Source organism: Caulobacter sp. LjRoot300 (genome assembly GCF_964253875.1).
In the GTDB taxonomy this organism is placed as follows: Bacteria; Pseudomonadota; Alphaproteobacteria; order Caulobacterales; family Caulobacteraceae; genus Caulobacter.
The window spans coordinates 276284-295753 of sequence record NZ_CAXUSA020000001.1 but is presented as its reverse complement, the minus strand read 5'-3'; the positions used below and the strand labels follow the sequence as shown (position 1 = coordinate 295753).

At 70.1% G+C, this 19470-nt stretch carries 17 protein-coding genes; 7 read left to right on the top strand and 10 right to left on the bottom strand.

Annotated elements, in window-relative coordinates; translation table 11 throughout:
• Positions 1–112: 112 nt before the first annotated feature.
• Positions 113–934 carry an oxidoreductase gene (locus tag ACSQ2G_RS01395; protein WP_436027665.1) on the bottom strand — a complete coding sequence of 274 codons (822 nt, stop codon included), beginning with the start codon at positions 932–934 and terminating at the stop codon, positions 113–115.
• Between the two features lie 155 nt (positions 935–1089).
• Complete coding sequence (locus tag ACSQ2G_RS01390) at positions 1090–1944, bottom strand: TauD/TfdA dioxygenase family protein (RefSeq protein WP_436028904.1); 855 nt, start codon at positions 1942–1944, stop codon at positions 1090–1092.
• Positions 1945–2219: 275 nt separating this feature from the next.
• Here ACSQ2G_RS01390 and ACSQ2G_RS01385 point away from each other — a divergent pair, with 275 nt between their 5' ends.
• The 4 genes from ACSQ2G_RS01385 to ACSQ2G_RS01370 are packed head-to-tail and all read left to right on the top strand — an operon-like array spanning position 2220 to position 6286.
• The gene (locus ACSQ2G_RS01385; RefSeq protein ID WP_436027663.1) at positions 2220–3452 is read left to right on the top strand and encodes an aromatic ring-hydroxylating oxygenase subunit alpha; all 1233 of its coding nucleotides are present in this window, start codon (positions 2220–2222) and stop codon (positions 3450–3452) included.
• A complete protein-coding gene (gene ygiD, locus ACSQ2G_RS01380) occupies positions 3449–4237 on the top strand; it encodes a 4,5-DOPA dioxygenase extradiol (RefSeq protein ID WP_436027661.1) in 789 nt (262 codons plus the stop codon). The genes ACSQ2G_RS01385 and ygiD overlap by 4 nt, the downstream gene beginning before the upstream one ends.
• A 13-nt stretch (positions 4238–4250) precedes the next feature.
• Positions 4251–5327: an acetamidase/formamidase family protein gene (locus tag ACSQ2G_RS01375; RefSeq protein ID WP_436027659.1), complete on the top strand. Its 1077-nt coding sequence runs from the start codon at positions 4251–4253 to the stop codon at positions 5325–5327.
• 8 nt (positions 5328–5335) lie between these two features.
• A complete protein-coding gene (locus tag ACSQ2G_RS01370; RefSeq protein WP_436027657.1) occupies positions 5336–6286 on the top strand; it encodes a helix-turn-helix domain-containing protein in 951 nt (316 codons plus the stop codon).
• 8 nt (positions 6287–6294) lie between these two features.
• Here ACSQ2G_RS01370 and ACSQ2G_RS01365 read toward each other — a convergent pair whose 3' ends face one another.
• The 3 genes from ACSQ2G_RS01365 to ACSQ2G_RS01355 form a co-directional block, all read right to left on the bottom strand.
• Entirely contained in the window at positions 6295–6927 is a 633-nt protein-coding gene (locus tag ACSQ2G_RS01365) for a hypothetical protein (RefSeq protein ID WP_436027655.1), read from the bottom strand.
• Positions 6928–7050: 123 nt separating this feature from the next.
• Entirely contained in the window at positions 7051–7572 is a 522-nt protein-coding gene (locus ACSQ2G_RS01360; RefSeq protein WP_436027653.1) for a hypothetical protein, read from the bottom strand.
• Positions 7569–8009 (bottom strand): MarR family transcriptional regulator, encoded by a 441-nt coding sequence (locus ACSQ2G_RS01355; RefSeq protein WP_436027651.1) that lies wholly within the window; start codon positions 8007–8009, stop codon positions 7569–7571. The genes ACSQ2G_RS01360 and ACSQ2G_RS01355 overlap by 4 nt, the downstream gene beginning before the upstream one ends.
• Positions 8010–8188: 179 nt before the next feature.
• On the opposite strand from ACSQ2G_RS01355, the gene ACSQ2G_RS01350 reads away from it, so the two are divergent.
• Positions 8189–9247: a sensor histidine kinase gene (locus ACSQ2G_RS01350; RefSeq protein ID WP_436027649.1), complete on the top strand. Its 1059-nt coding sequence runs from the start codon at positions 8189–8191 to the stop codon at positions 9245–9247.
• Positions 9244–10035 carry a LytR/AlgR family response regulator transcription factor gene (locus ACSQ2G_RS01345; RefSeq protein ID WP_436027647.1) on the top strand — a complete coding sequence of 264 codons (792 nt, stop codon included), beginning with the start codon at positions 9244–9246 and terminating at the stop codon, positions 10033–10035. The genes ACSQ2G_RS01350 and ACSQ2G_RS01345 overlap by 4 nt, the downstream gene beginning before the upstream one ends.
• On the opposite strand, the gene ACSQ2G_RS01340 is transcribed toward ACSQ2G_RS01345, so the two are convergent.
• The 5 genes from ACSQ2G_RS01340 to ACSQ2G_RS01320 form a co-directional block, all read right to left on the bottom strand.
• Positions 10032–10625 carry a hypothetical protein gene (locus ACSQ2G_RS01340; RefSeq protein WP_436027646.1) on the bottom strand — a complete coding sequence of 198 codons (594 nt, stop codon included), beginning with the start codon at positions 10623–10625 and terminating at the stop codon, positions 10032–10034. The genes ACSQ2G_RS01345 and ACSQ2G_RS01340 overlap by 4 nt on opposite strands.
• A 186-nt stretch (positions 10626–10811) precedes the next feature.
• On the bottom strand, positions 10812–11090 hold the full coding sequence (locus tag ACSQ2G_RS01335) for an HU family DNA-binding protein (protein WP_028037777.1): 279 nt from the start codon (positions 11088–11090) through the stop codon (positions 10812–10814).
• A gap of 305 nt (positions 11091–11395) precedes the next feature.
• The gene (locus tag ACSQ2G_RS01330; RefSeq protein WP_436027644.1) at positions 11396–11599 is read right to left on the bottom strand and encodes a hypothetical protein; all 204 of its coding nucleotides are present in this window, start codon (positions 11597–11599) and stop codon (positions 11396–11398) included.
• Positions 11600–11650: 51 nt separating this feature from the next.
• Complete coding sequence (locus ACSQ2G_RS01325) at positions 11651–15430, bottom strand: LamG-like jellyroll fold domain-containing protein (protein WP_436027642.1); 3780 nt, start codon at positions 15428–15430, stop codon at positions 11651–11653.
• A 131-nt stretch (positions 15431–15561) separates the two neighbouring features.
• Positions 15562–16827 carry an SGNH/GDSL hydrolase family protein gene (locus tag ACSQ2G_RS01320; protein ID WP_436027641.1) on the bottom strand — a complete coding sequence of 422 codons (1266 nt, stop codon included), beginning with the start codon at positions 16825–16827 and terminating at the stop codon, positions 15562–15564.
• Positions 16828–17017: 190 nt separating this feature from the next.
• Between ACSQ2G_RS01320 and ACSQ2G_RS01315 the strand changes: the two genes are divergently transcribed.
• Positions 17018–19423, top strand: a complete 2406-nt coding sequence (locus tag ACSQ2G_RS01315; RefSeq protein WP_436027639.1) for a glycoside hydrolase family 3 N-terminal domain-containing protein — start codon at positions 17018–17020, stop codon at positions 19421–19423.
• Positions 19424–19470 lie beyond the last annotated feature (47 nt).

Sequence of the window (19470 nt, the reverse complement as noted above, 5' to 3'; positions counted from 1 at the left end):
AAGGCGGGTGGGACGCCCTCGTCCTTCGACAGGCTCAGGATGAGGGCGAATGCGAGGGCGGATCAGTTGAAATCCTCATCCTGAGCTTGTCGAAGGACGAGGAATTCACAGCTCATTCGAAGCCGATCGACAGAGTGAGGTCCTTCCAGGCGTCGATGTCGGCCTGGAGGCCGGCGGCGGCGTAGCCGGCGTATTTCAGGGCGTCCTCGCCCAGCAGCAGGTGCAGGGGTGGGGCGGGCTCGTCGGCGATGCGCAGGATAGCCTGGGCGGCCTTCACGGGGTCGCCCGGCTCGTGGCCGGCGTGGTCGGCCATGATCCGCTCGGCGTCGCGGGCCAGGCCGTCATAGTCGGCGATCTTGCCGGCCACCACGGCCTTGGAGCCGCCGGCGAAGGCGGTGCGCAGGCCGCCCGGCGCGACGTTGGTGACCTTGATCCCCAGCTCGGCCACCTCGGCGGCCAGGGTCTGGGTCAGCCCCTCCAGCGCCCACTTGCTGGCGCAGTAGACGCCCGTGCCGGCCCAGACCGCCAGGCCCGAGACCGAGGTGATGTTGATGATCCGCCCGGCGCGGCGGGCGCGCATGGCCGGCAGCACCGCCTTCAGCATCGCCAGGGGGCCGAGGACGTTGGTCTCGAACTGGGCGCGGACCTCGTCCAGCGAGGCCTCCTCCACCGCCCCGACCAGGCCGTAGCCGGCGTTGTTGACCAGGATGTCGATCCGCCCCGCCGTCGCCTCGGCCCGGGCGACGCCCGCGCGGACGGCCGCCTCGTCGGTGACGTCCAGCACCAGGGCCCGCACGCCCAGCCGCTCGAGGGCCTCGGCGGCCTCGGGCTTGCGCACGGTGCCGAACACGACGTCGCCGCGGGCGAGCGCCGCCAGGGCGATCTCGCGCCCGAGCCCGCCGGATACGCCGGTGATCAGCCAGGTCTGGGTCATGGAAACTCCTGGAAAACAAGATCCTCCCCCTGTGGGGGAGGTGGCCCGGAGGGCCGGAGGGGGGAGTGATCAGGCGGCGGTGTCTTGTCGAACCGCCCGAATACTCCCCCCTCAGTCGCTTCGCGACAGCTCCCCCACGGGGGGAGCACCTAGGATCAATAAGGCTTGTCGCCCTTCACCCATAGCCGATGCATGGTCCGGAAGTACTTGGTGTCGTCATAGAGCGTGCCGGTGTGCAGGGTGCAGCGGTTGTCCCACATCAGGAGGTCGCCCTTGGCCCACTTGTGGCGATAGACGAAGTCGTCGCCGGTCATGAACGCCACCAGCTCGTCGATCAGGGCCAGGCCCTCGGGGCCGGGCTTGCCGATCACCTCGGTCACCGTGCCGGTCGAGGGCCACAGCGCCTTGCGGCCGTCGGCGGGGTGGGTGCGGATCAGCGGATGCTCGACGTCGGGATTGGCCGCCGCCATCTCGGGCGACAGGATCTGCGCCCCAAACTCGCGGGTGGCCATGAAGTGCCGGTAGCTGTGATGCAGGCTCAGCGGCAGCAGCTGCGCCTGCTTTTCCGGCGACAGGGCGTTCCAGGCGGCGCAGCCGTCGGCCAGCAGGGTGTCGGAGCCCTCGTCGGGAACCTCCACCGCATAGAGCATGGTCAGCATCACCGGCTCGGGCTTGTAGCTGTAGTCGGTGTGCCAGCCGACGCCGTCGTTGTGGGCGCCGATCGGCTTGCCGTCGACCACCCGGTTGCTGAGGATGAAGATCTTCGGATAGCCGGGCAGGGTGAAGCGGGTCTGGGTATGGTCCTCGGGCTCGCCGAACCGGCCGATGAAGCGCATCAGGTCGTCCGGGGTCATGGTCTGGCCGGACACCACGACGGCCCCGTGGCGGTGGAAGGCGGCGACCACCTTGTCGAGCTCGGCGTCCGAGGCGGACGGCAGGTCGATGTCGTGGATCCGCGCGCCGAAGCCGGGCTTCAGGTCCGAGATCGTCAGGTCGTCGGCGAGCGTCATGTCCACGGGCGTGGTCCTCTGGAAGCTGTCTGGACCCGAGGCTAGGCATCGTCGCCAGGCGCGTCTTTCCCCAGCGCGCCCGATCGCTTTCCGTGCGCGTCCCGCAAAGTCGGCGATGCGCGCGCCTTGCGCGTCTTTTGCTCATTTCCGCCCGAGAACCCGGCGACGCCGCCCGCGCATCGGGCGACGGCCAAGTTATCGTGCGCGCTGGTGCAAGACCGGCGGGCACGCCGCGCCTAGCCTTCGTATCGATTAGTCGAAGGAGCGCATCCGCCATGGGCCCCACGCCCGCCGCACCCCACCTGGCCGCACCCCACCTGAACGACGCCTTCTTCGACGGCCTGTCGCGCTCGATGCGCGACGTCGACGCGGCCGAGACCCTGCCGCCGGCCTGCTACACCGACGCGGCCTTCTACGCCTTCGAGAAGGAGGCGCTGTTCAACCACGAATGGCTGTGCGTGGGCCGGGTCGACTGGGTGAAGGAACAGGGCGACTACTTCACCACCACGATCATCGGCGAGCCGATCATCGTCGCCAAGAACCGCTCCGACGAGATCAAGGCGATGTCGGCGGTGTGCCAGCATCGCGCCATGCTGGTGGCCGAGGGCCGGGGCAACACCCGCGGCTTCGTCTGCCCCTACCACCACTGGGTCTATTCGCTGAACGGCGACCTGGTGAACGCCCCGGCCATGGAGCGGGCCTGCGACTTCGACAAGAAGGCCGTCCGGCTGCCGGGCTTCAAGGTCGAGGTCTGGCTGGGCTTCATCTTCATCAATTTCGACGCCGAGGCGCCGCCGCTGGCCCCGCGCCTGAAGGCGGTCGAGGACGCCATCGCCAGCTATGACCTGGCCAACGCCGAGGGCCTGAGCCCGCCGATGACCGGCCAGTTCGCCTGGAACTGGAAGGTGATGTTCGAGAACAACAACGACGGCTACCACGCCAACAAACTGCACCGCGGCCCGCTGCACGACTTCATCCCCAGCGAGCTGTGCAGCTTTCCCGAGGCCGCCGAGGGCGACGCCGGCTTCCTGCGCTACAACGGCACGACCCATCCGGACGTCAGCTTCAACCCGACCCAGAAGGCGGTGCTGCCGATCTTCCCCGGCCTGACCGACGAGGACCGCAACCGCGCCACCTTCGCCAACATCCCGCCGACCCTGTCGCTGGTGATGACCAGCGACATGGTCATCTACCTGATCCTGCGGCCCACGGGGCCCGAGACCATGGAGCAGGACACCGGCCTGCTGGTCGCGCCGGGCGCCACCGAGACGCCGGGCTTCGAGGAGCGGCTTGAGATGATCATGACCTCGGCGGGCAAGATCATCGCCCAGGACATGCATGTCGACGAACTGGTCCAGGTGGGGCTGCGCTCGCGGTTCGCGGTGCGCGGCCGCTATTCCTGGCAGGAGGGGGCCCAGGTGCAGTTCAACCGCTGGCTCACCCCCCGCTACCAGAAGGCCTGGGCGGCGATGAAGACCTCCGCCACCCAGCCGGAGGTCGTCGCATGAGCCGGATGCCCGTCGTCTTCTTCGGCCACGGCAGCCCGATGATCGCGCTTGAGACCAACGACACGACCAAGACCTGGAAGGCGATGGGCGAGGCGTTCGGCAAGCCCAAGGCCATCCTCTGCGTCTCGGCCCACTGGCTGACGCAGGGCGTCGCCGTCACCGCCATGACCGCCCCGCGCACCATTCACGACTTCGGAGCTTCCTTTCCCAAGGCCTTGTTCGACATGCGCTATCCGGCCCCGGGCTCGCCCGAACTGGCGGCGCGGGTGAAGGATCTGCTGGCCCCCCAGCCGGTGGCGCTGGACCAGCAGGGCTGGGGTCTGGACCACGGGACCTGGTCGGTGCTGAGCAAGGCCTATCCCGACGCCGACGTGCCGGTGGTGCAGCTCAGCATGGACGCCAACAAGCCGCCCGAATGGCACTTCGAGCTGGCCAAGCGCCTGGCCCCGCTGCGCGACGAGGGCGTGTTGATCGTCGGCACCGGCAACATCGTCCACAACCTGCCGGCCATGAACTGGGGCGAGCGCCACTGCGCGCCCTACGACTGGTCGCAGCGGTTCAACGACCACATCAAGCAGGCGATCATCGACGACGCGCCCGAGCGCGCGGTGAACTTCGCCTCGCAGGGCGAGGACGCAGCCCGGTCGGTCCCGACGCCGGACCACTACTGGCCGCTGCTCTACGTGCTGGGCGCGCGCCTGCCCGGCGACGTCGCCGCCTTCGCCCCCGACCACATCGAGCACGGCTCGCTGAGCATGACCTCGGTCACGCTCTCGGCCGCCTGAGGATCGAAGACCGATGCCCTTCATCTGCGAACCCGGCCAGACCCGTCCCGACGTCCTGCCCACCGCCCTGCACACCCTGAACGCCACGCCGGCCACCGTGCACTGGGGCTATTTCGATCCGTCGATCAAGCCGGCCCTGCGCATCAAGAGCGGCGACCTGGTCAGCGCCGAGGCGATCACCCACCACGCCGGCGACGCGCCCGAGCTGATGATGGACGAGGCGGTCACCCGGATCTTCACCGAAATCCCCGAGGCCGACCGCAATCCCGGCGTCCACATCATGACCGGCCCGATCTATGTGGAAGACGCCAAGCCCGGCGACGTGCTGGAGGTGCGCTACCTGCGCATGGTCCCGCGCAACAATTACGGCTCCAACCTCGCGGCCAACTGGGGCTATCTCTACAAGGAGTTCGGCGAGAAGGAGCGGGTGACGATCTACGAACTGGATCAGAACACCAACACCGCCAGCGCCCTCTATGCCTACGACTTCGAGGGCAAGTACCTGATCCCAGGGACGATCACCCGCTGCCCCGAGTGCGACCGCCAGCCGGCCCTGAACGGCGTGCGGGTGGCGGCCCGTCCGCACCTGGGCACGGCCGGCGTGGCGCCCGCTGTCGACGGCCGGGTCAGCACCATCCCGCCTGGCGCCCACGGCGGCAATATCGACAACTGGCGGATCGGGGCGGGGGCGACGATGTACTATCCCGTTCAGGTCGAGGGCGGCCTGTTCTCGATCGGCGATCCGCACGTCAGCCAGGGCGACGGCGAGATCTCCGGCACGGCGATCGAGAGCTCGCTGAACGTGCTGATGCAGATCGTGCTGCGCAAGGATTTCATCGCGCCCGGACCTTTGCTTGAGACGCCGAAGTGGTGGATTGTCCATGGCTTCCACGAGGATCTTAACGTGGCCATGAAGGACGCCTCGCTGAACATGCTGACCCTGCTGTCCGACCATGTCGGCCTGTCGCGGAACGACGCCTATTCGCTGATGAGTGTGGCCAGCGACTTCGGCGTCACCCAGGTGGTGGACGGCAAGCAGGGCTGCCACGTGCGCATCCCGCGCGACATCTTTCCCCAGATGAAGGGCTAGCGGGCGCCATGAAGGCCTGGTCGTTCAGCACCGACAGCCATCCCCGCGCCGAGCGGGCCCAGGCCTGGCGCGAGGCGATGAACCGGCTGGGCCTGCCGGTCGAGGGCCTGTCCGACGCCGAGCCGGCTAGCGCCTCGGTGGTCTGCCTGGCCTCGCCCCTGGGCATCGAGTTCGCCCTGGTCGAGGCCGGGGCCCAGGCGATCTCGGGGCGCCTGAGCGGCCAGCCGGCCGCGGTCTGGCTGGCGGTGCTGCTGAGCGGCCAGGCGACCCTGGTCACCGAGGACCTGGCCGAGGAGCTGGTCCCCGGCGACATCGCCTACGGCCCGACCGGCCAGGCCGCGGCCCTGCGGCTGGAGACCCGCTGCCGCCTGATGTTCGTCCGCGCCCCGCGCGTGGCCCTCGACCACCGGCTGATCACCCCGGTCAGCCTGCGGGTGGGACGGCTGCAGGCGGCGACCGGCGTCACTCACATCCTGTCGGGCCTGCTGCGGGCCACGGCCGAGGGGCTGGAGGACCTGACGGTCGACCAGCTCCGCCCCGTCGAGCTGTCGCTGACCGAGTTCCTGGCCATCTGCCTGGCCGAGGGCGGGGCGACCACCGACGTGCTGGGCGCCAACACCGGCGCGCCCACCGCCCACCTGCAGCGCCTGTGCCAGACCATCGAGACCCTGCTGCCCGATCCCGACCTGTCGCTGCGCCGGGTGGCCGACGAGGAGGGGGTCTCGCCCCGCTACGTCCAGAAGCTGTTCGCCAGCGCCGACGAGACGTTCAGCCACTACCTGCGCACCCGCCGCCTGGAGCGCTGCCGCACCGACCTGGCCAGCCCGCAGCATGCCCGGCTGTCGATCTCCGAGATCTGCTTTCGCTGGGGCTTCAACGGCTCGGCCCATTTCAGCCGAGCGTTCCGCGACCAGTACGGCCAGTCGCCGCGAGAGTTCCGGCAGGGCGCGGCCGCCTAGCGCGGCGCCTAGAAGGAAAAGGCGCAGGCGACACCCGTCCGCCAATCCTTGTCGGGCGCCGCGCCCGGCCCGCCGGCCATGTCGGTTTCCTGGACGCGGGGCACGCAGTTGTTCTTGGGCTTGCGGGCCAGGAAGGGCTCGCGCTGCTTTTCGGCGGCATAGCCCGCCAGCTTGCCGGGATCCACGCCGGCCAGAGGTCCGCCGCGCCCCGCCGCGCCGGCCAGGCGCAGCTCGCAATCGCGCCGTTCGGCCTCCGACAGGCGATGCAGGTTGGCGTTGGCGCAGCCCAGGGTCCGACGCAGGGCGGCGCCCAGCGAGGGGCTGGGGGGAGGTGGCGCCGTGACCGTCGCGGGCGCGGATGTCATCGGCGACGGGATGACCTCGGGCGGCGCTGGAGCCGCGGGTCTGGCCGTGGGCTGTCCGGGCGAGGCTCGAGAGGTCGTGGGCGAGGGCGGGCGATGCGACGGCCGGCGCGGCGCGGGCGATCGCGTGTCGGGCGCCAGGTCCAGCTCGACCACGATCTCGGGCGGCGCGGGCGGCGACCGCATGCCCCAGAGCAGACCGGCCAGCAGCGCCAGGTGAGCCAGGATCGACAGCCCGACCGCCGCGCTCCGTTCACGCGCTCCGCCCCTGGCGTCCATCCCCCGCATCCCCACAGCCTGAAGCTGTGGACAGGGTCATGGGCGGAATGGCTGGAACAAGGCTGAAACGCGCCCAAGGCAAGGCTTTGAAGGCCTGGCGAGCGCCACGGTCGTTGGTCGGCGTCAAGACCTGGACGGGCGCTCCGGCGGAGATGACGCCGTAGGGAGCGGGGGCGACAGCGCCGCGCGGGCCGCGAACAGGGCGATTGGCAGGCCGACGCCGACCATGTGGATCGCCACCCCGCCGACCAGCACCTCGAGCGGGGGAGCGGGCCTCGGGCCGAATCGCGCCAGCAGGACGACATAGTTCATGACCAGATAGCAGCCGATCCCGTACAGCGGTCCCCACAGCCAGGGGCGGCGGTTCAGGGCGGGCAGTCGGCGGCTGGCGGCGACATAGACCGCGGCCATGACCAGGGCGATGGCGAGGTGGAGCAAGGCGCCCAGCAGGGCCGAACCCGCTCCCGCCCGATAGGCGGCCTTGCCCAGCGCGCCGCTGGCGATCGACTGCAGGATCCTGGCCGGGCTCACGCCGCGCAGGCCGAAGGCGACGAAGGCGTAGGTGATGTCCAGCACGGCGGCCGTGAGCCCGCCGCCCAATACGGCGGCCAGGGGGCTGATCGCGGTCTTGCGGGCGACGGTCACGAAGCCTCTCCATGGGTCTGAGCGGCAGGCCTGTCGCCGCGGTCGGCCCGGACGACGGGGGCGACCGACAGCATGATCGGCGTGTGGGCGGCGATCAGCAGCTCGATGCGGGCGACCAGCGCGCGGCCGCGCTCGGTCAGGCCCAGCAGGCGCTCGCGGGGGTCGATGGGGCTGGTCACGCTGTCCAGCAGGCCCAGCGACGGCGGCAGCGGCCGCTCGATGCCGCGTCCGGCCAGGGCGCGGGCGACGCGCGAGGCGCCGGCCTCGGTCAGGCCGCAGGCCTGGGCCAGGGCCGAGACGTTGACGCCCGGATTGTCGGCCACATAGAGGAACACCCGCACGCTGGTCAGGCTGATCGGCGGATGGATCCGCCGGAACAGCTCCAGGGCGGCCAGCACGGCGTCGCGGCGATGGACGCGAGCGGCTTGCGCCGTCATGCGGTTTTCTCCGTGGGTTGCGAGTCTCGGCCGCGATCCTGCCAGCCGGGATGGACCTGTCAGGCCCGGCGAGACCAACGGCCGGCGGCCTGCTGCGAGCGGTTCGTTCGTCTGCGAAACGCGCCGCTGCGTCTGCGAACGGCGCTTTGCGTGCGGCGCGCCAGCGGCGACAATGGTCCATGACCTCCAGCCCGGCCGACCGGCGGCAGACCCGGACCATCCTGATAGCCACGGCGGGGGTGTGGCTGCTGGCCTACGCCGCCATGACCCTGGGCTGGGTCAGCGCCCGGGCGCCGCACTTCTGGGACGGAGCCTTGCGGCGGGCGGTGGTCTGCCTGGTCGGGGCGTTGATGTGCCAAGCGATGGGGCCGCTGCTGCTGCGCTCGACCCCCTGGCCGTTCGTGCGCCGCCTGGCCCTGGTCGCGGGCCTGTCGCTGGCCGGCTCGCTGGCGTTCGGCGTGGTCGACTACACCGTCTATGTCGCCATCCTGCCGCGCTGGCCGGAGTCGACCTTCTGGGGCGTGATGCTGATCGGCCGCACGGTGTTCTGGTTCTTCGTGGCCTGGGCGGCGATCTTCATGGCCGTGCACGCCGACCTGGCCGCCCGCGAGGCGCGGTTCAAGCTGGAGGCGGCGCGGGTGCTGGCCACCGAGACCCAGAACCGCATGCTGCGCTACCAGATCAGCCCGCATTTCCTGTTCAACACCCTCAACGCCCTGGCGACCCTGGTGATGGAGCGCCAGAACGACCGGGCCGAGCAGATGATCCTGGGCCTGTCCGGCTTCCTGCGCCGTTCGCTGGAGCGCGACGTGCGCGAGAGGGTCACCCTGGCCGAGGAGCTGGACGGCGAGCGACAGTACGTAGCCATCGAGCAGATCCGCTTCGGCGAGCGTCTGCGCTATGTCGAGCGCGCGCCCCCCGACCTGGCGGACGCCCTGGTGCCGAACCTGATCCTGCAGCCGATCATCGAGAACGCCGTCAAGCACGGTCTGGCGCGCAGCAGCGAGCCGGTGGTCGTCGAGGTGGTCGCCGCGCAGCAGGACGGCCGGTTGTCGATCACCGTCACCGACGACGGGGGCGGGGCGCTGGACGGACCGCCGGGCCTGGGCGTGGGGCTGGAGAACGTCCGCCGAAGGCTGGAGACCCGCTATGGCGACCAGGCCGCCCTGACCTGCGGCCCGCGGGCCCCACGGGGCTTCCAGGTGCGCCTGGACCTGCCGCTGGAGCGGGCGGGATGAGCGAGGCGGCCCTGACCGTCCTGCTGGCCGACGACGAGCCGTTGGCCCTGCGCCGTCTGCAGCGCCTGGTCGGCCAGGTCGAGGACGTGCGGATCGTCGGCGCCGCCGTCGATGGCGACCAGGCCTTGGCCCTGGCCCGCGAGACCGCCGCCCAGGTGATGATCATCGACATCAAGATGCCGGGACTGGACGGGGTCGGCGTGGCCCGGGCGCTGGCGGGTCCAGAGGGGCCGGTGGTGATCTTCGCCACCGCCTTCGACCGCTACGCCATCCAGGCCTTCGACCTGGCGGCGGCGGACTATCTGCTCAAGCCGTTCGACGGGGCGCGGGTGGCGCAAGCCCTGGCCCGAGCCCGGGCCCAGGTCCAGGCGCGCGACGCCGAGCAGCGGATCGGCGAGCTGCGGGCCATCGTCCGGGACCTGCGGGCGGAGGGGGGCGGCGCGACGAACGGTTTCGAGACCGAGCTGTGGATCGAGACCCGGGGCGGGGCCCAGCGGGTGCTGGTGCGCGACCTCGACTGGATCGAGGCCGAGCGCGACTATGTCCGCCTGCATGTGGGCGCGCGCGGCTATCTGGTCCGCGACTCGATCCGCCGCCTGGTCGAGCGGCTGGACCCTGAAGTGTTCGTGCGCATCCATCGCTCGGCAGTGGTCCGGCGCGACCGGGTGACGCAGCTGGCGCCGCGTCCGGGCGGCGGCCTTGTCGCGGTACTGACGAGCGGCGACCGCCTGCCGGTGGCGCGCGGCCAAGCCGCCGCCGTCCGCCGGTTGTTTCGACCCGGCGGCTAGTAGCCCAGCCGCTTCAGCTCGGCCTTGACCGCCGCCACGGTCTTGAAGCGGTAGTGTTCGTCCGGGCCGTCGCGCCGACCGCATTCGCATCCGGCCCCGAACTTGCCGCTGACGGGCAGGAGCGTCAGCTGCGCCTGGCCAGGCTTGGGCGGGTCGAACAGGCGGACCTCGTAGAGCGTGCCCGAAAAATCGTAATGAACCTGCGACCAGGCCAGGATGACGATCAGCTCCCTGTCGGCGTCGCGGTCGGCGTTGGCGAAGCCGATCGCCAGGACGTCGGGCGTGCCCCCCTCCTGCTCGCCCACGGTGACGTCGATCGCGCGGTAGCCGCCGGCGGCCTGCCGCTGCAGCGCGACCAGCGGGCGCTCCGGCTCGGCCTCGGCCGTCGTGTAGTCGACGAACAGCGTCGGCGCGCCGTTCCAGGTGGCGGGCGTCGTATGCGGGTCGGCGTTCTTCGGCAGTCGAAGGGCGCGGGTCGCGAACGCCAGGTCGCTCTCGCCCGGCGCGCGGTCGAGGGTCTGGGCGCGAGCGCCAGCGCTGAGGCTGGCGAACGCCAGGACCAGAGCGGTGAACTGTCGGAGGTGCTTCATGCGCGGCGAGCCTGACATGGCGCCGGGAAAGAGACCAGGCGCTGTCGGGGATGGTCGAGCTGTCGGGGAAAGGCGGAGAGGGGCGAGGCCCCTGCATCGGGCGCGCGGGCGACCCGGAAGACGTCTGGCGGCGCGAGGCGAGCCAGGATGAGCGGCCGGTGGTGAGACCGACCGCTCGCCGAGGGATCAGCCGTTGACGGCGTCCTTCAATTGTTTGGCCGGCGTGAAGGCGACCTTCTTGCTGGCCGCGATCTCGATGGCGGCGCCCGTCGAGGGGTTGCGGCCGGTGCGGGCCGGCTTGGCCTGGACCTTGAACTTGCCGAAGCCCGGGATCGAGACTTCCTCGCCCTTCACGGCGGCCTCGGTCAGCGACTTGAAGACGCCGTCGATGATGGCCTTGGCCTGAGTCTTGGTCAGCTTGTCGTCGGCGGCCACGGCGGCGTCGACCAGATCAGAAACGTTCATAAATCAGCTCATCTGCTGGGAATCAAAAGAGAGCCAACCCTGCCGGGCCAAACGCGCTTTGTCACCTCATCATGAGAATGAGGGTTAACACGCCGGTTCGGCGGGAGCCGGCGAGCGTTAAATTGTGGAAAACGTCCGCTATATCAACCTACTATAGGAATAGTCCGAAGCCGATCTCCGACTCCAAAAGCGCTTCTGCGCAGGTGCGAACCGATTGTGCGCTTGCGAAGGACGGCGACGAATCCGGAGAATCGGCCTGACAGCCGTCGATCGAAGCTTGGCTGTAGGGTCGCGACCGTCCGCCGTCAGGCCGCGTGGGCGAGCAGCCGTTCGTAGCGTTGCAGGATCCGCTCGAGGGTCGAGCGCTTGATCGGCCTGCCGTCGCGCAGCTTGGTCCAGGTGGTTTCGCTGATCGCGTAGCAGTCGAACAGGTGCTCGCGCGTCACGGCGGGCAGCCGGGCGCGCAGGCGCTGGACGAGGTCGCGGGGTACGGTGAGGGTTTCGGCCATGGGCGAAGCAACGCCCCCGGAGCGGATCGGCTCCGGGGTCTCCAAGCTAAATCAGGGGGCGGTGACGATATTGTTGAGCTGGGTGATCTCCGGCGCGCCGGCCGGGGGGATGATGCGCACGCGGTAGCCAGTCTTCCAGCCGGCCTTCAGCGCGACCTGGGCGGTCTTCGGCTTCAGGTCGAGGGGAGCCGGCAGGACGGGCGTGGTCGCCCGCGCCAGTTCCTTCCCCGAGGCGTCCTCGACGACCACGACCGAGGCCGGGGTCGGCTTGGCGCCCAGGCTGTGGACGGTGACGGTCAGGCCCGACTTGCCGACCTTGACGTCGTCGCGGCCGATCCCGAGGTCGGGGCGTTCGGTCACAGGCGTGGCGGCGGGCGTCTGCAGGGTGAGCTCCCAGGTCGTGGTCTTGCCGGGCGCGAAGGTCACGTCCAGGCCGGTGGTGCGCTCGAACGCCACAGAAGCCGCGGGCTCGGCCGCCCCGTCGACGGCCCGCGTCACCGACCACTGGCCGGCCGCGACGTCCCACCCGGTCATCACCGCGTGCAGCGGCTGGCCGGTCAGGTTGTAACCGGTGACCTTGAAGCTTTTCTGTCCGCCGGTGACCAGGATGCCGACGTCCTCGGCGGCGGTCGGCGTGTCGAACCGCCAGCTGACCAGGTGGCCGGGGAACATCTGGTTGCGGCGCAGGGCCATGCCGCCCAGCCGCGAGCGCTGCAGGATGTCGCTAAACAGCTCCACGCGGTCCGACCACCAATGGGCCTCGGTGACCATCCACATCCGCTGCTCGGCGGTGGTGATCTCGTCGCCATAGACCTTTTCCAGATAGGCGGTGTCGCCGGTCGAGCGCCAGGCTTCGTACAGCACGAAGGGATCATCCGAGCCCTTGTCGACCATGGCCTTGATCATCGGCGCGGCCTGGGCGCGCAGGCCCAGCATGTCGATGACGTCGCTGTTCAGCTCGTCCAGGCCGCGGCCCGACTGGTGGGCGATCTCGCCCTTCAGCGGGCGCAGGTACTTGTCGTCGCCGGTCCAGCGCCAGGCCGCCCAGAACAGTTGCATGGCCGAGACGTTGCCGCGGCCCTTGCCGGTCAGCTCGCCGCGCGACTGGCCGGTGGCGGCGTTGATGTCCTCCGGGTAGCGCCAGGTCCCGTCCGGATCCTGCTTGCCGTGGGCCAGGTGGCCGTCGGCCAGGTCGATGACCAGCTTGCGCAGGGTGGGATCGCCGTTGAAGTCGGCGATCAGCATGCCCGGGTGCAGGATCAGGTACGAATAGGGATGCGACCAGCCCCAGGGCCCGTCGCGCGACACGTCCGTGGCCGAGAAGAAGCGGCTGAGGATGTGGACATGGCCGTCCTCGCCCCTGTTGGCGACGATCGGATAGGCCCGGGCCGTCTCCATCATCCGCTCGACGACCTTGGGATCACCGTAGCTCGTGTACATGGCCTCGGCCTTGAGGTTGATCGCCTCCTCGTATGAGTGCAGCTCGTCGGTCTTGATCCTCGACAGGCCGGCCGGGATCATGTCGTTCCTGTAGGCCGCGTCGAGCAGGGCGTTCAGCGAGGCGGTGGTCTTGTCGGGGATGTCGCCCATCAGGGCCAGGGGCGGCCACTGCTGAGTCAGGTCGTCGTCGTCCGAGATGCCGCCGCCGAAGTCGCCGTACGGGACCTGGCGGTTGTCGATCCACCATTCGATGAACCTGCGCACCCGCTTGAGGTCCTCGACCTGCAGAAACGCCCACTTGGGGACGCCGGCCGGGGCGGTCGGCAGGGTGACGGGCACGCCGGGCTGCTCGGGATTGAGCTCGGCCCACATCTCGCGGCCACGCGGGTTGCCCGGGTCGACGCGCAGCAGGTCCGATAGCTCCAGGTCCAGCCGCGCATAGCGGGCCAGGCGCTTGGAGACGTCGTGCTCCTCGACCAGGAAGGCCAGGTTGTCGCGCGCCTGGGCCAGGCGGTCGGCGACGTGTTCGGCCTTGGCGTCGGCCGAGGGCTTGAACTTCAGGCGCACGGCCATGCCGTCCAGCTGCCGAGCGTCGAAGTCGGCGCCGGCCGCGGCGATGCTGAGATAGAGGCTCTTGCCCGCCGGCAACAGGCGGTCGCGGGTGTCGAGGAAGACCGTGCGGACCTCGCCCGGCTTGACCGAGACATTGACGTCGATCAGGTCGCGGCCCGGCCACAGCGGGTCCTTGACCTTGATGTTCAGCGGGAACAGCTCGCCATGCGTGGCCTTGACCTTCAGGGCGGGGATGTCGAGCGCCACGCCGTCCAGGCCGAGGTCGGCGCCTTGCCAGCCATACTGGAACTTGCCGACCGGACCGCCGGGGCGGGCCAGGCGGAAGTCGGCGGGGATCAGCAGGTGGACGATGGGCTGGGTCGGACCGGCGCCCGCATCGGCGCGCGGCTTGGTCGGGGCCGAGGCGGGCAGGGCGGCCACGATAGTCCGCTCCCCCGCCGCGTACCGGCCCTTCACGAAGGTCGAAAGCTCGTCCAGCGTCGGATAGGCGGCCGGGTCGGCGCCGGGGCGCACGACGTAGCTCAAGGTGAACTCGTCCGGTTCTGCGGCGCCCGTAACGTTGTAGGCCGCCAGTTCCTGGATCGGGGTTTCCTGCACCAGGTTGTCGAACCGCAGCTTGCCGCCCTTCAGGGCCGCGAACTGGTTGAAGGTGCGCAGCTCGCCCTTGGGGCGCTTGGCCAGCGGGGTTTCCTTGCCGGCCGCGTCGACGGTGGTCAGCGACCCGTAGGCGGCGCCCTGGAACTCCAGGCGGTTCCAGGGTTCGTCGGGTAGGGTGAAGGTGATCGCCTTGCCGCCCTCGACATAGACGTTCCAGTCGGGCAGCTCGAAATAGTCGTGGCGGCCGGGCAGCCTGGAGCGGTTGTAGACGCCAGGCCAGGTGGTCTCGGCGATGCCGTCCGAGCCCAGGCTCATGCGTTCCTTTAGGTCATACTGGTCGGTGAACTCGACCTTGCGGATCGTGGTCGTGGCGTCGGCCAGATAGGGCGGCGGGTCGGTCGGACGATCCCAGCCGTAGCGGTGGAGCCAGGTCTTGGCGTCCGTGGCGGCGACGGCTGGGGCCGGGTCCTTGCCGACGGCCAGGCTGGCGACGGCCGCCTCGTCCAGGGCGTGGTCGTAGACGCGGATGTCGTCGACGTCGCCGCCGCGGATGAACTGATAGGCGCTCTGCACCTGGTGGGGCGAGATCACCCGGCTGTGCGGGCCGAACTGGTCCAGCCCGGCGTCGAGGGCGGCGGCCTGGGCCTTCGAGGCGACGGGCTTGCCGTCGATATAGAGGGCGACCCCCTTGGCCTCGTCCCAGGTGAAGGTGACCAGGATCCACCGGTCGGGCCGGGGCGGGGCGGCGGTCGTGCTGACCCGCACCCGGGCGAGGTTGTTGTCGGTGACGAAGGCGTCGAAGCCCTTGCCGTTCCAGTCGATGCGCAGCCAGGCCATGTCCCAGCTGGTGTGGTCGGCGTAGCCGACGCGGAACAGCGGGAAGGGCGTGGTCCCGACCGGGTCGCGGGCCCGCCAGTAGAAGCTGAGCGTGCCGCGCTGGGCGTAGATATTGCCCGGCGCCATCCAGCTGAGCGTCTCCTCGCCGGCCGCCTCGACATAGGGGCCGTGGACCGGGTCGGTCTTGATCCTGGCCTTGTCGGCGAAGTTGGGGGCGGCTTCGCCGCCGGCCAGGTCGGCGGTCAGGCCCTTGTCGCCGGTCAGGTGGAACAGCAGGCCGCTGTCGCCCCGAGGGTCTGGGGCGGCGTGGACGAGCGTGGGCGCGGCGGTCAGCGCGGCCGAAAACAGCAGCGCCGCCTTGAGGCTATGTCTTGCGCGGGCCATTCGCCCCTCCCTGAATCCGCCCTGTCCAGTCTTTCATGGAAACCGGTGTCAATCGAGCGAGACCATGGTCTAGGGTCAGGACATTGCAGGTTTGTTTCTGCCCGTTTGTTTCCGGCCGCGTGTTTCCGCCTTCAGCGCGTAAACAGGTCCAGCGGCACGGCGTCGGCCATGGCCTTGTAGCCGGCGAGGGACGGGTGCAGGCCGTCGCCGGAATCATAGGCCGGCGCCAGCTTGCTGGGATTGGCCGGGTCGCGCATCAGCCGGTCGAAGTCGATCACCGCATCGAAGCGGCCGGGCGTCCGGATCCAGGCGTTGACGGCCTGGCGGTCCTGCTCGTTGCTGGCGTCGGGATGGTAGTAGCCCGAGCCGCCATAGGGCATGACGGTGGCGCCATAGACCTTGATCCCGCGGTCGCGGGCCCGGCGGATCATCTGGTCGTACGAGGCGATCATCCGGGCCACCAGGGCGGCGTGGGCCTCGGGGCTGGCCGGCTGTTCGCGGGTCAGGGTCCCCAGGTCGTTCACGCCCTCCAGCAGGATGACGTACCGGACGCTCGCCTGGTTCAGCACGTCGCGGTCGAAGCGGGCCATGGCGTTGGGGCCCAGGCCGTCCAGCAGCAGGCGGTTGCCGCCGATGCCGGCGTTGAGCACGCCCACGCCCCGGGTGCGCGGATCGGCCTGCAGGCGCGCGGCCAGGATGTCGGGCCAGCGATTGTTGCCGTTGGTGGTGACGCCATAGCCGTCGGTGATCGAGTCGCCGAAGGTCGCCAGGCTGGCGCCGGCCGGGCGCTGCACGTCGACGCCCGAGATCTGGAACCAATGGTCCAGCGACTTGCCGCCGGTCAGCTCCGCGGCCGCCAATTGGTCGCCGGCCCCGAACCACGAGGTGGTGCGCGAGCCGGGATGGCTGGTCTGCTGGGCGGGGAGCGGGCCGTCGAAGCGAATCGTGACGGCCAGGTTCGTCAGCGGCTTGGCCGGAAAGTCGATCGGGTCGGACAGGTATTCGGCGCCGGCGGGGATGACCACCTCCGGGCGGCCGGAAAAGGCCAGGGCGCGGTCGCTGGCCGGGTCGATGCGGGCCGAACCGGGGGCGGCGGCCAGGGCGACGTGGACGCCCGACAGCTTCAGCGGCTCGGTCCCGAACGCGTTGGACAGCCGCACGCGGATCTTGCCGCCGCCGGTGCTGAGCCGCAGGGTCTGGCGCAGCGTGCCGTCGGCGACCTCGGCCGCGGGCAGGGCGTCCTTGGCCGCCGGAACCATCTGGGCCGAGGCCCAGGAGGCCACCCAGCGTTCCGTCCTCGCCGCCTTGCCGGGCGCGGCCTGGGCCAGAGCGAGGGGAGAAGCGGCCACCGACAGCGCGGCCACCAGTCCAACCAGGGTGCGTCTTGCGATATCCAAGGCTTCCTCCAGCCCCTCCGACGAGGGATCTTGCTTGTTCGCCCGCGATCCTAGGCGATGAAATGAGACCGGTACCATAAAAAACTTGAGTGGTCAGATCTCTGCTTCCATACTGTCATTCAACGTCGGCGAGCAACGCCGCCACCGTCCGTTCGACGGTCCGTTCCATCGTGGGGAAACGAAAGAGATCATGAGCCAGACCGTCACCCGCCGCACGCTCGGCGTCAGCCTGGCCGCCCTGGCCGCCGCGTCCTCGACCCTCGCCCGCGCCGCCGCGCCCGCCGGCGGCAAGCCGCTGTACAAGGACCCGACCCAGTCGGTCGAACTGCGGGTCCGTGACCTGCTCTCGCGCATGACGCTGGAGGAGAAGGCCGCCCAGCTGGTCGGCATCTGGCTGACCAAGGCCAAGATCCAGACTCCCGAGGGCGAGTTCTCGCCGCAGGACGCCAGCAAGAACTTCCCCAACGGCCTGGGCCAGATCTCGCGGCCGTCCGACCGCAAGGGCCTCAAGCCCGCCGCGGTGGTCGACGCCGCCGCCGGGGCCGACGACGGCTCGGTCAACCGCAACGCCAAGGAGACCGCCCGCTACGTCAACGCCGCCCAGAAATGGGCGATGGAGCAGACGCGCCTGGGCATTCCGATGCTGATGCACGACGAGGCCCTGCACGGCTATGTCGCGCGCGACGCCACCAGCTTCCCCCAGGCCATCGCCCTGGCCTCGACCTTCGACCCGGAAGTCGTCGAGAAGAGCTTCGCCGTCGCCGCCCGCGAAATGCGGGCCCGCGGCTCGAACATCGCCCTGGCCCCGGTGGTCGACGTGGCCCGCGACCCGCGCTGGGGCCGCATCGAGGAGACCTACGGCGAGGATCCGCACCTGTGCGCCGAGATCGGCCTGGCGGCGATCCGCGGCTTCCAGGGCAAGACCCTGCCGCTGGCCAGGGACAAGGTGTTCGTCACCCTCAAGCACATGACCGGCCACGGCCAGCCCGAGAACGGCACCAATGTCGGCCCCGCCCAGATCGCCGAGCGGACCCTGCGCGAGAACTTCTTCCCGCCGTTCGAACGGGCGGTGAAGGAGCTGCCGGTGCGCTCGGTCATGCCGTCGTACAACGAGATCGACGGGGTGCCCTCGCACGCCAACCGCTGGCTGCTGCACGACGTGCTGCGCGGCGAGTGGGGCTTCAAGGGCGTGACGATGAGCGACTATTTCGCCATCAAGGAACTGCGCGATCGTCACAAGCTGACTGACAGCCTGGCCGACACCGCCGTGATGGCGATGAACGCCACGGTCGACGTCGAGCTGCCCGACGGCGAGGCCTACGCCCTGTTGCCGGACCTGGTGAAGTCGGGCCGTGTGTCGCAGGCGGCGGTCGACGAGGCCGTGGCCCGCGTCCTGGCCGTCAAGTTCGAGGGCGGCCTGTTCGAAAACCCCTATGCCGACGAGAAGACGGCCGACGCCAAGACCGCCGCGCCCGACGCGATCGCCCTGGCCCGCGAGGCGGCGCGCAAGGCGGTGGTGCTGCTGAAGAACGACAAGGGCCTGCTGCCGCTGGATCCCTCAAAGTTCAAGCGCCTGGCCCTGCTGGGCACCCACGCCAAGGACACCCCGATCGGCGGCTACAGCGACGTGCCGCGCCACGTGGTGTCGATCTACGAGGGCCTGGAGGCAGAAGCCAAGAAGAGCGGCTTCACCCTGGACTACGCCGAGGCCGTGCGGATCACCGAAGCCCGGATCTGGGCCCAGGACGAGGTCAAGCTGGTCGATCCGGCCGTCAACGCCAAGCTGATCGCCGAGGCGGTCGAGGTGGCCCGCAAGGCCGACGTGGTCGTCATGGTGCTGGGCGACAACGAGCAGACCAGCCGCGAGGCCTGGGCCGACGCCCATCTGGGCGACCGCGAGAGCCTGGACCTGGTCGGCCAGCAGAACGACCTGGCCAAGGCGATCTTCGACCTGGGCAAGCCGACCGTGGTGTTCCTGCTGAACGGCCGTCCGCTGTCGGTGAACCTGCTGGCGCAGCGGGCCGACGCCCTGGTCGAGGGCTGGTACCTGGGCCAGGAAACCGGCAACGCCGCCGCCGACATCCTGTTCGGCCGGGCCAATCCGGGCGGCAAGCTGCCGGTCAGCATCGCCCGCGACGTCGGCCAGCTGCCGATCTACTACAACCGCAAGCCCACCGCCCGCCGGGGTTACCTGCTGGGCGACACCTCGCCGCTCTATCCGTTCGGCTTCGGGCTGTCCTACACCACCTTCGACATCTCGGCGCCGCGCCCGCTGAAGGCCCAGATCGGCGCCGGCGAGAGCGTCAAGGTCGAGGTCGACGTGACCAACACCGGCAAGGTCGCCGGCGACGAGGTGGTGCAGCTCTACATCCACGACGAGGCCGCTTCGGTGACCCGTCCGCTGCTGGAGCTGAAGCACTTCAAGCGCGTGACCCTGGCCCCCGGCGCCAAGCAGACCGTGACCTTCGAGGTCTCGCCGCTGGACCTGTCGCTGTGGAACCTGGAGATGAAGCGCGTGGTCGAGCCGGGCCAGTTCACCCTGCTGGCGGGGCCGAACTCGGTGGACCTCAAAAAGGCGACGCTGACGGTCGTCTAGGGGGCGAAGGACCCCCTCAGTCGCTCCGCGACAGCTCCCCCAGAGGG

Bases quoted from the DNA above. Each gene is read 5' to 3' on its own strand.
- ACSQ2G_RS01340 (WP_436027646.1), bottom strand. From the start codon at position 10,625: ATGAAGCACCTCCGACAGTTCACCGCTCTGGTCCTGGCGTTCGCCAGC.
- ACSQ2G_RS01385 (WP_436027663.1), top strand. From the start codon at position 2,220: ATGGGCCCCACGCCCGCCGCACCCCACCTGGCCGCACCCCACCTGAAC.
- ACSQ2G_RS01365 (WP_436027655.1), bottom strand. From the start codon at position 6,927: ATGGACGCCAGGGGCGGAGCGCGTGAACGGAGCGCGGCGGTCGGGCTG.
- ACSQ2G_RS01390 (WP_436028904.1), bottom strand. From the start codon at position 1,944: ATGACGCTCGCCGACGACCTGACGATCTCGGACCTGAAGCCCGGCTTC.
- ACSQ2G_RS01375 (WP_436027659.1), top strand. From the start codon at position 4,251: ATGCCCTTCATCTGCGAACCCGGCCAGACCCGTCCCGACGTCCTGCCC.
- ACSQ2G_RS01315 (WP_436027639.1), top strand. From the start codon at position 17,018: ATGAGCCAGACCGTCACCCGCCGCACGCTCGGCGTCAGCCTGGCCGCC.
- ACSQ2G_RS01325 (WP_436027642.1), bottom strand. From the start codon at position 15,430: ATGGCCCGCGCAAGACATAGCCTCAAGGCGGCGCTGCTGTTTTCGGCC.
- ACSQ2G_RS01335 (WP_028037777.1), bottom strand. From the start codon at position 11,090: ATGAACGTTTCTGATCTGGTCGACGCCGCCGTGGCCGCCGACGACAAG.
- ACSQ2G_RS01345 (WP_436027647.1), top strand. From the start codon at position 9,244: ATGAGCGAGGCGGCCCTGACCGTCCTGCTGGCCGACGACGAGCCGTTG.
- ACSQ2G_RS01330 (WP_436027644.1), bottom strand. From the start codon at position 11,599: ATGGCCGAAACCCTCACCGTACCCCGCGACCTCGTCCAGCGCCTGCGC.
- ACSQ2G_RS01395 (WP_436027665.1), bottom strand. From the start codon at position 934: ATGACCCAGACCTGGCTGATCACCGGCGTATCCGGCGGGCTCGGGCGC.
- ygiD (WP_436027661.1), top strand. From the start codon at position 3,449: ATGAGCCGGATGCCCGTCGTCTTCTTCGGCCACGGCAGCCCGATGATC.
- ACSQ2G_RS01355 (WP_436027651.1), bottom strand. From the start codon at position 8,009: ATGACGGCGCAAGCCGCTCGCGTCCATCGCCGCGACGCCGTGCTGGCC.
- ACSQ2G_RS01370 (WP_436027657.1), top strand. From the start codon at position 5,336: ATGAAGGCCTGGTCGTTCAGCACCGACAGCCATCCCCGCGCCGAGCGG.
- ACSQ2G_RS01350 (WP_436027649.1), top strand. From the start codon at position 8,189: ATGACCTCCAGCCCGGCCGACCGGCGGCAGACCCGGACCATCCTGATA.